The organism is Thermomicrobiales bacterium, assembly GCA_023954495.1.
Lineage (GTDB): Bacteria > Chloroflexota > Chloroflexia > Thermomicrobiales > CFX8 > JAMLIA01.
The window spans coordinates 1-13,123 of sequence record JAMLIA010000008.1; the positions used below are offsets into that span (position 1 = coordinate 1).

12 protein-coding genes are annotated in these 13,123 nt (G+C 64.3%); 4 read left to right on the forward strand and 8 right to left on the reverse strand.

Going from position 1 to position 13,123, the window contains the following annotated elements:
- The first annotated feature begins 387 nt into the window (after positions 1 to 387).
- Entirely contained in the window at positions 388 to 1,677 is a 1,290-nt protein-coding gene (locus M9890_02715) for an MFS transporter (GenBank protein ID MCO5175872.1), read from the forward strand.
- A 4-nt stretch (positions 1,678 to 1,681) separates the two neighbouring features.
- Here M9890_02715 and M9890_02720 read toward each other — a convergent pair whose 3' ends face one another.
- From M9890_02720 to M9890_02750, 7 genes are all read right to left on the reverse strand, one after another.
- Entirely contained in the window at positions 1,682 to 2,122 is a 441-nt protein-coding gene (locus M9890_02720) for a hypothetical protein (protein MCO5175873.1), read from the reverse strand.
- A gap of 42 nt (positions 2,123 to 2,164) precedes the next feature.
- Positions 2,165 to 2,968, reverse strand: coding sequence for an inositol monophosphatase (locus M9890_02725; protein MCO5175874.1), 804 nt, complete (start codon positions 2,966 to 2,968; stop codon positions 2,165 to 2,167).
- Entirely contained in the window at positions 2,961 to 4,100 is a 1,140-nt protein-coding gene (gene tsaD, locus M9890_02730; protein MCO5175875.1) for a tRNA (adenosine(37)-N6)-threonylcarbamoyltransferase complex transferase subunit TsaD, read from the reverse strand. The genes M9890_02725 and tsaD overlap by 8 nt, the downstream gene beginning before the upstream one ends.
- Positions 4,097 to 4,759: a ribosomal protein S18-alanine N-acetyltransferase gene (gene rimI / locus M9890_02735; protein MCO5175876.1), complete on the reverse strand. Its 663-nt coding sequence runs from the start codon at positions 4,757 to 4,759 to the stop codon at positions 4,097 to 4,099. Before rimI ends, tsaD begins: the two co-directional genes overlap by 4 nt.
- On the reverse strand, positions 4,756 to 5,490 hold the full coding sequence (gene tsaB, locus M9890_02740; protein ID MCO5175877.1) for a tRNA (adenosine(37)-N6)-threonylcarbamoyltransferase complex dimerization subunit type 1 TsaB: 735 nt from the start codon (positions 5,488 to 5,490) through the stop codon (positions 4,756 to 4,758). The genes rimI and tsaB overlap by 4 nt, the downstream gene beginning before the upstream one ends.
- Complete coding sequence (gene tsaE, locus M9890_02745) at positions 5,477 to 6,007, reverse strand: tRNA (adenosine(37)-N6)-threonylcarbamoyltransferase complex ATPase subunit type 1 TsaE (protein MCO5175878.1); 531 nt, start codon at positions 6,005 to 6,007, stop codon at positions 5,477 to 5,479. The genes tsaB and tsaE overlap by 14 nt, the downstream gene beginning before the upstream one ends.
- 116 nt (positions 6,008 to 6,123) lie before the next feature.
- Positions 6,124 to 8,145, reverse strand: a complete 2,022-nt coding sequence (locus M9890_02750) for a hypothetical protein (protein MCO5175879.1) — start codon at positions 8,143 to 8,145, stop codon at positions 6,124 to 6,126.
- A gap of 413 nt (positions 8,146 to 8,558) precedes the next feature.
- Here M9890_02750 and M9890_02755 point away from each other — a divergent pair, with 413 nt between their 5' ends.
- A complete protein-coding gene (locus tag M9890_02755; protein MCO5175880.1) occupies positions 8,559 to 10,508 on the forward strand; it encodes a glycoside hydrolase family 15 protein in 1,950 nt (649 codons plus the stop codon).
- On the opposite strand, the gene M9890_02760 is transcribed toward M9890_02755, so the two are convergent.
- Positions 10,444 to 11,460, reverse strand: a complete 1,017-nt coding sequence (locus M9890_02760; protein MCO5175881.1) for a proline racemase family protein — start codon at positions 11,458 to 11,460, stop codon at positions 10,444 to 10,446. The genes M9890_02755 and M9890_02760 overlap by 65 nt on opposite strands.
- A 128-nt stretch (positions 11,461 to 11,588) precedes the next feature.
- Here M9890_02760 and M9890_02765 point away from each other — a divergent pair, with 128 nt between their 5' ends.
- On the forward strand, positions 11,589 to 12,047 hold the full coding sequence (locus M9890_02765) for a MarR family transcriptional regulator (GenBank protein MCO5175882.1): 459 nt from the start codon (positions 11,589 to 11,591) through the stop codon (positions 12,045 to 12,047).
- Between the two features lie 17 nt (positions 12,048 to 12,064).
- The gene (locus M9890_02770; protein ID MCO5175883.1) at positions 12,065 to 13,063 is read left to right on the forward strand and encodes a ring-cleaving dioxygenase; all 999 of its coding nucleotides are present in this window, start codon (positions 12,065 to 12,067) and stop codon (positions 13,061 to 13,063) included.
- Positions 13,064 to 13,123: the final 60 nt, after the last annotated feature.

Below are 13,123 nucleotides of genomic sequence, written 5' to 3' on the forward strand. Positions count from 1 at the left end.
CTTGTGCTCGTCCGATGAGTCTGGTGATCTTTGAAGGCGACATTGATGGGCGGAATCTGATCGTAGCGCCGGGAGTAGCGCGCGGGGCACAGCCCGCTCGATTCGTCGGGTTTGTCTTTGATCGTCGGCATGGCGATCCAGGAGACATTATGGCCACGATCCTGAGCCCGGATGGCGGCGCGTTTCGCACTGCGCTGGGCGATGAGTCTCTCCCTGCGTCCGACATGACGGTTCCTGACGCTGTTCCGCCATTCGTGCCGTGTGAGGATGTGAACGCTCCTGGTCGCTCCGCACCGGACGCTTCACCAACTTCCTGACGCGTTTCCCGCACTTGACCCACACTCTTCGAGCGCGCTACGCTGCGCGTTACGTCCTGAGGGGGGCAGAGTGTCGGGTGAGCGTTTGCGACCGGGCTGGTTGAAGTTGCGTGGGCGGGCCGGGCGAAAGTCCACCGGCGTCAGCATGCCCCACTTCAGCCCCGAGATGTTCGCCTCGTTGCGCCACCGCAACTACCGGCTCTACTGGATCGGCTCGCTGGTCGCCAACACCGGCGACTGGATGGACCAGATCGCTATTGGCTGGTTGATGTGGGAGTTGACCGAGAGCGGCGGCTACCTCGGCATCATGTCGTTCTGCCGCGCCTTCCCGATCCTGATCTTCACCCTCTTTGGCGGAGCGATGGCCGATCGCATGGAGCGTCGGCGGCTGATGCAGATCACACAGACGTTCGCGATGCTGCTGGCGCTGCTGCTGGCAGGGCTGGTCTGGTTCGGCGTCGTCGCTGTCTGGCACGTGCTGGCAATCGCGGCGCTGCGGGGCGTAATGCTGAGTGTGAATCTGCCGACGCGACAGGCGCTGCTGTCCGACATCGTCGATCGCGAGCATCTGGCGAACGCGATCGCGCTGAACTCGGCGACGCTGAACCTCACGCGCATCCTCGGCGGCTCGCTGGGCGGCGTGCTGATTACGCTGGTTGGCACCGCCGGAGTGTTCTTCCTGAATGGGTTGTCGTTCATCATCCTGATCGTCACACTGGCGATGATGACGATCCCACCGTTCGTTTCGCGCATGCAGAAGAACATCCTGGCGTCGATTGCTGAGGGGTTGTCGTACCTGCGCGGTCACGAGGTGCTGCGGACGCTGGTCGTGCTGGCACTGGTGCCGATGCTGCTGGGTATGCCCTACATGACGCTGCTGCCGATCTTCGCCGACAAGGTGCTGGGCATCGGGAACGAGGGCTACGGCATCCTCGTCGCGTTCACCGGCATTGGCGCGCTGTGTGGCGCACTGATCGTCGCGGCGCTGCGTGAGGGCGGCAGCCTCGGCAAGATCATGCTGCTGGTCATGATGCTCTTCGGCGTCATGCTGGTGCTGTTCAGCTGGTCGGCGATCCCACTGCTGTCGTTCGCGCTGCTCTTCGGCGTCGGCATGGGCCAGACCGGCTTTATGGCGCTGAACACGACGTTGCTGCAGACACATGCGTCAGACGAGATGCGCGGGCGGGTGATGAGCATCTTCTATCTGAACCGCGGCATGGTGCCGCTGGGCACGGTTGCGGCCGGATTCGCCAGCGAGTGGATCGGCGTGCAGACGACGGTCGCGATCATGGGCTCCGGTGTCGTGCTGCTGGCGCTGTATGCCTGGCTGCGGGTGCCGCGCATTCGGCAGTTGCACTAGCCGGTCAGGCGCGCGGGCGCTCCCAGAGGGTGCGGCTGCTTTCGCCGCGGATGATCGAGCGCATGAAGGCGTGCTCGATCTTGCGGAGCTCACGCAGCGCGGCGGTGCAGGCGCGAGCCATGCGCAGGTCGCCGGCTTCGTGGCAGCGGCGCAGCAGCGCCTTCGTCACGCCAGCGTCGTCGAGTGAGCCGATGAAGCCGAACCACGGCACCAGCCGCATTTCCTCGGGCAGCGGGAACTCCGGACGCAGGCGGCGCAGGCTATCGAGTCGTTCGCGGGCCGAGCGGACCATGCCCTCGACGAAGATCGCAGGCGGTACGTCGTCGGTGTGGCGCGGGTCGAGGATCAGCGTCTTGCCGAGGCGCGGGAAGAACAGGCAAACGACTTCGCCCTGCTCGATCGCCTCGATGATCCGGTCGTGATACAGCTCAAACGCGTTATCCATGACTCCCGCTCCGCGTCGATGTTCTGGTGTCATCGTGTCGTGTCACTGTGTGTTCGCCTGACAGATGCCGTGCAGCATGGCATCGTGGATCAACCTGTTCGACGCCAGCACCTCACCGGCCCAGATGTCGAACGGTGCGCCATCATACCGCGATAGCCTGCCTCCTGCCTCCTGGACGAGGAGCGCGGCAGCAGCGACATCCCACGCCTGCAGGTTGCCTTCCCAGTATGCGTCGAATCGGCCGCAGGCGACGTAGGCAAGGTCGAGCGCGGCGGATCCACCGCGCCGGGCGCCCTGCGTCTCCTGGACCATCCAGTTGAACAGCGGCATGACCTTGCGGCGGGCATCGAGATCGTAGGGGAAGCCGGACGCGACCATGGCGGCGATGAGGGTCGAGGTGTTCGAGACATGGATCGGAGCGCCGTTCAGGTACGCGCCGTGGCCGTCGATGGCGTGGAACAGCTCGTCGCGAGACGGATCGTAGAGCAGGCCCAGTTGGGATCGGCCCTCGGCGTAGAGCGCGATCGAGACGGCGAAGGTCGGGTAACCGTGCAGAAAGTTCACCGTGCCGTCCAGCGGGTCGATGATCCAGGCTCGGCGGGTGTCGGTTGGCCGCTCGTGCGATTCGCTCTCCTCGCCGAAGATGTCGTCGTCGGGGAACGCGTCGTGAAGCTGCTTCGTGACCAGGGCCTGACTATCGCGGTCGGCGCTCGTCACCGGATCGACGAGGCTGCTCTTGAATTCGACCTTGCCGACTTCACCGAGACGGCTGAGCAGCAGCGCCCCGGCCTCTCTGGCTGTCGCGGTTGCGATCTCAAGTTCGTGCTGGAGATAGTGGTCAGCCATGCGCGCGGTCGATGATCGTGACGCCGGGGATCGCGCCCCACGGGAGTTGCGCGCGGACATCCAGTTCCCAACCGGCCAGCGCGCCGCGTCGCAGCACCTGATATGCGGCGGCGGCGATCATCGCGGCGTTGTCGGTGCAGAACTGCATCTCGGGAACGTAGAGCGGGATGCCGGTCGTGCGGAGCCGCGATGCCATGCGGCGGCGCAGGAGCGCGTTGGCCGATACGCCACCGGAGAGCAGCACGCTCTGGACGTTTTCCTGCTGGGCGGCGGTGATCGTCTTTTCGACCAGCACATCGACGATGGCGTCCTGATAGGCGGCGGCGAGCTCGCCAACCGGCATATTCGGCGAATAGGTCGGCGGCTCATGGCGGACGAACGGCTCGTCCTGCGTGGGTGTCTTGCGTGCGCCTCGGCCGGGTGGCGGTTCCTGCTTGCGATATGGCTCTGCGGCTCGGAGCAACGCCGTCTTGACGCCGGAGAACGAGAAGTCGTAGCTGTCGCCGAGCCAGGCGCGCGGTAGCTGCTCCAGCGGACGACAGCCCTCGGCAGCATTCTGAATCGCCGGTCCGCCTGGATAGCCGAGGCCGAGGATACGCGCGCCCTTGTCGAACGCCTCACCAGCCGCGTCATCGAGCGTGCGGCCGAGGATTTCGTAGACGCCGTGGCGATGGATGAGCAGCAGGTCGGTGTGCCCGCCGGAGACGATCAGGCAGATGGCCGGGAGCTGCGGCGCGGGATGGTCCTCGACTGCCTCACCGGGAGGGATCAGCCAGTTGGCGTAGAGATGTCCCTCCAGGTGGTTGACGGGTACGAGCGGCTTTTTCCAGACGAACGCCAGCGTCTTGGCGACATTAATGCCGACTAGCAGCGATCCGGCCAGTCCGGGTCCCTCGGTGACGGCGATGGCGTCGATCTCGTCGCGGGTGACGCCGGCTGTTTCGAGCGCGTCTTTCAGCACCGGCACGATCGCGGTCACATGCTGACGGGACGCCAGCTCGGGGACGATGCCGCCGTATGCTTCGTGGAGCGCGATCTGGGATGCGACGACGTTCGCCAGCACGGTCCGGCCGCTCCGGACGACGGCGACGGCAGTCTCATCGCACGAGGTTTCAATTGCGAGGATGTTCACGACGACGACTCCATCCGGCCTTCGCCTGTTCCGTTCGCGTGCCGATCATCGCTGAGCTTGTCGCCGAGCCGGGCGAGCGCGCTGCTGCGCAACTCGGCGAACCGCTGACGATATTCGGGCGTGCGAATCGCCGGTGACCACATGATGTAGGCATCTTCGCCGTTGTCGCTGTAATAGCGGCGGCGGAGACCCTGCTGGCTGAATCCATACTTGTGGTAGAGCGCCTGTGCACCGGCGTTTGAGACGCGCACCTCGAGCGTGACCCATTCGGAGTCTCGTTCGTAGGCGATCTCGAACAGGCGCAGCAGGAGGAGCTCGCCGAGACCCTGCCCGCGTAGCTCCGGTGTCACGCCGATAGTTGTGACATGGGCCTCGTCGTAGAGGATCCACATGCCGGCGAAGCCGACGATCTGATCCTCACCCCCGCGTTCGCCGCGGCGAAAGAACGGCAGGATCGAGCGACCGCCTCGGCCCTCTTCGGGTGTCGGCTCCGGCAGGTTGTCGTCGTGATGCCAGAGGACGATGTAGGCGTTGTTGCCCGGATTGCGCAGCTCGCGGCGGTAGGCGGACTGCGGCCAGGGGTTGGTGAAGCAGAGGTGCTCGACGCGCGATACCTCGGGGATATCGTCGATCTGCATCGGTGCGATGTAATAGCTCATTGCTGTGCTCTCGCGTTTGAGCGCTGCCGGGCTGCGGTGCCGGATTCGCTTGACTGCTGATGGACGTAAAGCGGCTCCAGCCGCGTGATGTCGTCCGGCTCGTTGGCGACGTAGCGCGGCTGGGCCAGATCAATCATGAATGCTGCGCGCCGTTGCCTGAGTCCAGCAGATGGCAGGACGACGTTTGGTAGCTCTTGGAGCGCCTCCTGGTCGTCGATGGTGAGGTCGCCGGTCAGGACAGTCGGCGTCATCAGATCGGCGGCCAGCGACGCGATCGGGCGGTTGCCCATCTCGCCGCTGCGCTGGAGCGCCCCACCGAGATGGAGATAGTCGGCGAAGACGGCGCGATTGCGACCCGCTGGAACGAAGGCGCGCACCGGCAAGCCCCACGACGCCACCGCCTGCGCGGCGATGTCGAGCGTCCCGACGCCGAAGATCGGCAGATCCAGCGCGAAGGCAAAGCCCTTGGCCACGCTCATCCCGACGCGGAGGGCGTTGAACCCGCCCGGCCCGGTTGCGATGACGACACCGCCCAGGTGCTCCGGTTCCAGATGGCAACTGCGCAGCAGATGGTCGATCTGCGATAGCAGCGTTGTTGTCTGGCTGCGTGGCGCGGGCCAGGTCACCTCAGCCAGGCTGCCGCCACCCTGGGTCGGCGCGAGCGCGATTGATGCGATATCGGATGATGTGTCGATGCCGAGCAGCCAGCCGGCCGGTCTATCCTCGGCCACCACCAACCTCCTTCCGCATCAGCTCGATCGCCTGCCGCTCGCGCGTTACGCGCCGAGACGCCGACGGCGAGATGCTGATCGAGCGCTTTGTGTCGGCGATGTTGCCCATCTGCACCAGTATGTACTCGTCCGGCAGCCTGCTCACCGCGCGGTCGGGCCACTCGATGATGACGATGCCCTTCGGGTCGCTCAAATAGTCATCGAAGCTGATCGAGTCGAGATCGTCCGGGCCGGACATACGGTACAGATCCATATGGTACAGGCGCACTGGTTGGCCGTCGGCCAACTGGCCATCGTGCTCGGCGACGATGGTGAATGTCGGGCTCTGGACCTGCTCGCCAGCGCCGAGTGCGCGCGCCAAACCTTGCACGAACGTCGTCTTACCGGCACCGAGCGGGCCGCTGAGCAGAACTGTCTGCCCATGCGAAAGACGCCGAGCCAGCTGGGCGGCGATTGCGCGGGTTTGCTCCGGGCTATGGGCGATCAGATCGACCTTTGGTGTGTGCGCGACGGTCACGACGCCTCCTTGACGGAGATCATAGCGTAACCGATCGCGCGAAGGCTTGGCGGGAAGAGGACGAAGCCGCAGCGGAGACGATCTCTCCACCGCGGCTTCGTTGGGTTGCGGGTGAACTAGCTCTCCGGTTCTGCCGAGAACGCCGAGAGCGTGGATGACAAGATGGCTGACTGCCAGTAGTAGTTCAGTGCCGTCAGCTGATCCGTCGCGTCGCCGGTGCGATACAGGCGGGCGTTGTCGTAGTAATAGAGTGCCTGGATCGGGTCTTCGGTGGCGACGGCACCAAGCAGTGTCTTGGCTCGCTGGTCGGCCAGATCGAGCATGTTGGCGAGTGCCGTCTGTCGATCGTAACCAACGATGTAGCCGGAGTCGTCAACCTGCGCGCCGAGTGAGTAGTACTTGGCGATCAGGCCGGCAGACTGCGAGTACGCGGTCAACGCCGAGCCGAGGTGAACCCACGACTTCGCGTCTTCCTTGTTAACTGCGTCGGCTAACGAGTCTGCACCTGCGATGGCTGCGACTGCTGTCAGGTAGCCATTGTCGGACTGCTGGAAGTAGACCTTGGCGATGTCAGACGAGACGCCGTACTGCTGGGCGAACGGCTCGACGATGAGGGTCTCGAAGTAGGTCACGTTCGCTTCCGCACCACGGCGCAGCGTCTCGGAGATCGCCTTCAGCACTTCCGGGTTCGGAGACGGAGCGTTGCCGTAGCCAAGCCCGATTGACTCCTGATCCTCGGCCAGGTTCAGATACTGGTTGGCGTAAACGTAGTAGTAGTTGGCCAGATAGATCGTGTCGAGGACGTCATCCTCGGTGGCGTCAGGGTTGTTCTGCAGCGTGGAGATGGCGCTCTGCGCCTGGAAGACCATCCCTTGAGCGATTGACAGGCTCGAGAAGGCATCCATCAGCGCAATGGTGTCAGAGGCAGTACGAGGAGTCTCCGCTTCCAGCTTCTGACGCAACGCGTCGAAGCGGGTGATGGTTGCTGCGCTGGAGTTCAGGCGGGCAAACATCGGGTCGAGTCCCTGCGACAGGTAGATGTTGTCCAGCTCCGCTGCTTCGCGGGCCAGCTTGGCCATTGCGGCGGCTGAGAAGGCGTGCTCGAAAGCGGCAGCGATCTGGCCCTCGCCGAGGAACTGGTTGGCCTTCTGGGCGTAGTAATCAGCCAGGTTGATCGTGTCGAGACGATACTCCTGAACGTCGGCGGGAAGTGCCGTGAAGCCGGTGCGCTCCTGATCGTAGGTCGCATACCAGTCCGTGGCTGCGGCGCGGTACTTGTCGTACGCCGCCGGCGGATACGCGGCCTGGCCGGTGCTGACTGGCGTCGGGAGCTCGCTGCCGGTCCGCTCGCGGTAGGCGGTGTAGATGTCGGGGACGAGCTTGACGGTGATGCCGTTCTGCTGGCCCACCTGGACCAGGTCGACCGACTGCCCTGCGGCGTAGTCGTAGTCATAGCGCTGTCCGCCCGGAACGAGGACAGTGGTCTTGCCGGATGCGGCAGCGCCCTCGATCTTGTGCGGGATGCCGCCGACCGGGCCGATCGTGCCGTCCGGGTTGATTGTGCCGGTCATCGTGACGGTGGGATCAATCACGTCGCCCAGGTAGGCGGCCAGCACGGCCGAGGTCATCAGCGCACCGGCGGATGGTCCGTCGATGCGGCCGGCGACGTCGAACGAGAATTCGTGCTGTGACGGATCTTCAGACAGCAGGAGCGAGGCGGTGATGACGGCCATCCAGCCGGCAGCGCGCCACTGCGGGCCCGACCCGCCCACTTCAGACTCGAAGAAGCCGACGCGCAGGTCTTCGCTCGTCTTCGGCTCGACTCGGACCTTCACATGGCTGGTGCCACCCATGACCGATTGGCCATCGCTGGCGAACCAGAGGGCATCGACCTCAACCGGGCCGCTGGCGACCGGCGCGGTCGTTGGCGTCGCGGGCTCCTCAGTCGGAGTGGCCACTTCCGCTTCTTCGGTGGGTTCCGTGGCCGGGCTTGCTTCTGCGGTTGCCTCGGCAGTTGTCGGTGAGGCCGCTGCCTCCTGAGTCGGGTCGTCACTGTCACTTCCGCCGCAGGCGGCGAGCGCGAGGAGAAGCAACAGCGAAACCATGAACAGGCTCGCAAACCGAGCTGACCTCTGCATCCAATCCTCTTTCAGGTGACCGTTGGACGGTCTGGACGGCTGCCCGGTGACAGCGTGGCCCGTTGAGTCTTCCAGAAAGACCCTCTGCCTACCCCAGACTCGTTCAGGCGCTACGGCGCTCCGGTCGCGATTTCCCACAACATCGTCGGCCCAAACGCGTTACGTCGTGGCTCATGGCGGTTGACAGGATTCGCCATGAGCAGCGCACTTCGGCAATAACGCCGGGCTGATGACCTTAGCATAGGGAAGGTTCCCTAGCCTGCGTATGGTTTAAGGGACGATTCTATCCTGTCCTTTCGATCAGTCCAACCGATGAAAATCGATTCGACGGGTGGCGCGGCGCTTGCCACGGGCATGGAGCAGTACCATCGGTGGCGGGCGACCTGCCGCCGGCAATATCACGAGGAGGTGCGATGACGACGCAGAGCGCCGGGCAGCGGAATGAACAGGGCTATCTGCCGATCGAGGCGTATGGTGCTATCGGGAACGGACATACGATGGCGCTGGTTGGCGCAGATGGGTCGATCGACTGGTGCCCGTTGCCACGCATCGACTCGCCGTCTGTGTTCGGGCGTATCCTCGATGCCAATATTGGCGGCTTCTGGCAAATCGCCCCGCGTGAGCCGTGGACAGTCACCCGCTCCTATCTGGACGACACCAATGTGCTGGTGACGCGCTTCGAGACGGCGAGCGGAGCGGTGGAGCTGATCGACTTCATGCCCTCGATCGCGTTCGGCAGTGATTTCGGCGTTTCCCAGCGCCTGCGCGACGGCATGATTATTCGCGTAGTGCGCGGCGTCCGTGGCAGCGTGGCTATGCGGATGCAGCTTGCACCACGCTTCGACTATGGGCGTGAGGTACCCGCCGTGGAGATCGTTCCGAACAAGGGGGCACTCATCGGCGGCGACCGTGGCGCGTTGCGTGTCGCTTCCACAGCCTGGCTCGTGCAGAGAGAGGCGAGGATCACCGCGCGCTTCACGGTCAACGAGGGCGATCAGGAGATTGTTTCGGCGAACTACCACGACTCCGGAACTGCGGTCTGGTCCGATCTATCGCGGGAGTTGGCCGAAGAGCTCCTGGTTCGTGAGATCGAAGGCTGGACACGCTGGATCCAGCGCTGCAATTACACGGGTCCGTATGCAGAACACGTGCGGCGCAGCGCGCTCGTCCTGAAGCTGCTGGATAGCGTGTCCAGCGGTGGGATGGTCGCTGCCGCAACCACTTCTCTGCCGGAAGAGATTGGCGGCGAGCGGAACTGGGACTATCGCTATGCGTGGATCCGTGACTCCAGCTACGCGCTGCATGCATTCCATTCGATTGGCTATCGCGACGAAGCCGAAGGGTTTCTGCAGTGGGTCATTGACACCACTCGCGACGATCCATCTTCGCTCCAGATCATGTACCGCGTTGACGGAACTGGCAATCTCGATGAACAAACGCTCGCCCATCTCGAAGGGTACATGCGCTCGAAGCCGGTTCGGATCGGGAATGGCGCGCACGCTCAGCGTCAGCTCGACCGCTTCGGCGAAGTGCTCGACGCCGCCTGGGTTCACCGGCGCTTTGGTGGCGCGATTAATAACGTTCTCTGGAACTATCTGGTCAATGTCACCAAAGTTGTCGAAGAACGCTGGCAGCAGCCGGACGCCAGCATCTGGGAAGTGCGCAGCGACGAGCGACGGATGACGTACTCCAACGTCATGTGCTGGGTGGCGATGGACCGCGCCATCCGGCTGGCGAAGAAGGACGAGCGCGATGTGCCGCTGGATGCGTGGCGCGATCTGCGCGATCGCATTCGCGAGGATGTGATGGAGCGTGGCGTCACACCGGAGGGCATCTTCAGCCAGGGGTTCGATGACGATGTGCTCGACGCCTCGTCGCTGTCGTTTCCGCTGCGGGGCTTTATTGACGTCGATCATCCGGTGATGAAAGCAACCATCGAGCGGATCATCGACGAGCTGACCCGGGACGATCTGGTCTGGCGCTACGTCTCGCATCAGGAGCACACGAACGTCGATGGGCTCGAGGGGCACGAAGGTGCGTTCGTGCTGTGCAGCTGCTGGCTGATTGACTGTCTGGTTGGCCAGGGGGAGCTGGATCGTGCTGAGGAACTGCTCCAGAAACTACTGGCCCGCGCGAACGACCTGGGTCTGTTCTCAGAGGAGATCGAGAGCCACACGGGTCGATTCCTGGGCAACTTCCCGCAGGCGTTCTCGCACCTCGGCCTGATCAACGCGATCGTGAACCTTGGGCGCGCGCGTGGGAATGTCGCGCAGGCTCCGGATGGCGAGGGTGGTCATGTCACTGGTGCGATCCCGGGCGGACCAGAAAGCCGCCGGATACGGGATCTTCCGGGTCTAACATGAACGTGGATGTACCGGTCAGGTAACCGCGTCCGGAAATTTCGGGGACGATCGCCGGCGTCCCGGCCACCATCGTTTCGCGCAGCACGCGGCCAGTGAAGCGCGTGTCGATGATGCTCTCATGGACCCACGGGGTGTTGAGCCCAACCTCGCCGGTGGCATGCAGCCAGGCGAGTCGCGCGGCAGTGCCGGTGCCGCACGGCGAGCGATCCACCTCGCCGTCAGCGAAGATCGTGACGTTGCGACCGTCCGCGCCAACACTCGGCGTGCCGGTGATGATCGTACCGTAGATCCCGCGCAGATCCGGCTCGTCCGGGTGGACGACCTCGACTTGCGCTTCGATGGCGCGCTTGATCTCCATGCCGATGTCGATCAGGTCGCGAATATCGTCGCGGCGGACTTCAAGACCGAGCGCGGCTGCGTCGATCAGCGCGTAGAACGCGCCGCCGAACACGACCGGAACGCGGTGCATACCGCGGGTGGTTTCGACGTCGATCCCATCGTTGAAGACGAACGATGGGACGTTCTCAAAGGCAACGGTCTCGACGCGGCCATCGGCGATGGACGCGGTCGCGCGGATGAAACCGGCCGGGGAGTCGTAGCCAATCGTCGCTGTGTCGCCGGAGACCGGGAACTGGCCGGTCTCGATCAGCACGGTGGTGAGCGCGATGATGCCGTGGCCGCACATCGTCGAGTAGCCCTCGTTGTGCATGAACAGGACGCCGTAGTCTGCATCGGCCGTCACAGGCGGCGTCAGCAGCGCGCCGTACATATCGGCGTGGCCGCGCGGCTCCCACATCAGCGCGCGGCGGACATCGTCGTGCTGCTCTAGCATCTCGCGACGGCGTTCGAGGATTGTCTGGCCGCGCAGTGGCGGTACGCCGGAAGTGATGATGCGCAGCGGTTCGCCACCCGCGTGCGCCTCGATTGTCGTCAACATCCGAACCGTTCGCATCGCCGTCTCCCGCTCAATACCGTGTCACTGTGACGTGGGCCGAACTATACGCGGAGCAATCTCACATCGATAGTTGACATATGAACGGTTTAGATATAAACTATCATGAGTGAAGTGAGGAGATGCTGGTGAGTGACCATGATGGCAGTGCAGTAGTGACGTGGCTCCGACTCATGCGGGTGCATCACCGTATTCAGCAGGCAGCGGCATCACAACTGCGGGACCATGGGCTGACCCTGTCGCAATTCGACGTTCTTGCGCAGGTCGGTGCTGATGAAGGGCTCACGCAGCAGGAACTCGCTGATCGCTTACTGGTGACGAAGAGCAACGTCTCGCAACTGCTCGATCGTATGGCCCGGGCAGGGCTGGTCGAGCGCGAGCCGGAGGGGCGGATCTGCCGCCTGCGCCTGACGGAGCAGGGTCGCGTGATACGCGAGGCAGTACTGCCGCTCCACGAGGCATTGATTACCGAACAATTCGCAGCGCTCGACGTCGACAAGCGCACGACACTGCAGCGCATTTTGCGCGAGTTGGACCAGGCGCTGGGACGCGCCGATGCCGAGCCGATGATGGCGGCGCGGCACTGATGGAGAGGATAACGACGATGCAGCTTGGTGGCATTCATCACGTGACGGCGGTGACGACGACCGCTTCGGAGAACGTGGCGTTCTACACCCAGATTCTGGGAATGCGGTTGGTCAAGAAGACGGTGAATCAGGACGACGTGTCGGCCTACCACCTGTTCTACGCCGACAACGACGGCAATGCCGGGACCGACCTGACGTTCTTCGACTGGGAGTTCGCGGGGCAGCATCAGCCGGCGGTGGGCATGGTCTCGGCGACGGCGCTGCGTGTTCCGGGGCGCGTGGCTGTTGGGCTGTGGCGCGAGCGGCTGCTGTCGTTTGGCGTGCCGGTTGGTGAGATCGAGGAGCGCAATGGCAGAGCGTTCATCCGGTTCACCGATCCAGAGGGGCAGCCGCTGGAGATCGTCGACGATCTCGTCGATGGTGGCGATGCGCCGGTTGCGCCGGGCATCCCCTGGGCAGCCGGTCCGGTATCGGCCGACTGGGCCGTGCGTGGTCTGGAGGGCGTCTCGCTCTCGCTGAAGTCGCTGGCACCGACGGTGGCGATCCTGACGCACGCACTCGGATTCCGGCAGGTGGACGAGTATGACGAGGACGGCCATCGGGCGCTAACCTTCGAGGTTGGACCGGGCGGACCGGGCGCTCAGATCCGAGTGATCGAGCGGCCGGATCTGGCGCGGCGCGGGATGGTCGGCGGCGGCGGAGTGCATCACATCGCGCTGCGCGTCCCGACCGACGAGGAGCACGTGGCCTGGCGCGATCGTCTGGCCAGCATCGGCCTCGGCATCACGCCAGTGATCGACCGCTTCTACTTCAAGTCGGCCTACTTCCGCGAGCCGGGCGGTGTCCTGTTCGAGCTGGCGACCGATCTGCCGGGCTTCGCGGTTGACGAAGATCCCGAGCATCTCGGCGAGTCGCTGGCGCTGCCGCCGTTCCTGGAGCCGCGCCGCGCGATGATTGAGGCGGGTCTCAAGCCGATCCGACCGATCGTTCTCGAGCCGGTTGTGCGCACGGCATAGCGCAAGCACAAAGCGGGGTGGCCACGTGGCCACCCCGCTTTTGCGTGTCAACGAGTTGAC

What these genes read in the sequence shown, in the direction of transcription:
- M9890_02720 (MCO5175873.1), bottom strand. Translation starts at nt 2,122, where the DNA reads ATGGATAACGCGTTTGAGCTGTATCACGACCGGATCATCGAGGCGATC.
- M9890_02725 (MCO5175874.1), bottom strand. Translation starts at nt 2,968, where the DNA reads ATGGCTGACCACTATCTCCAGCACGAACTTGAGATCGCAACCGCGACA.
- rimI (MCO5175876.1), bottom strand. Translation starts at nt 4,759, where the DNA reads ATGAGCTATTACATCGCACCGATGCAGATCGACGATATCCCCGAGGTA.
- M9890_02750 (MCO5175879.1), bottom strand. Translation starts at nt 8,145, where the DNA reads ATGCAGAGGTCAGCTCGGTTTGCGAGCCTGTTCATGGTTTCGCTGTTG.
- M9890_02755 (MCO5175880.1), top strand. Translation starts at nt 8,559, where the DNA reads ATGACGACGCAGAGCGCCGGGCAGCGGAATGAACAGGGCTATCTGCCG.
- M9890_02760 (MCO5175881.1), bottom strand. Translation starts at nt 11,460, where the DNA reads ATGCGAACGGTTCGGATGTTGACGACAATCGAGGCGCACGCGGGTGGC.
- M9890_02770 (MCO5175883.1), top strand. Translation starts at nt 12,065, where the DNA reads ATGCAGCTTGGTGGCATTCATCACGTGACGGCGGTGACGACGACCGCT.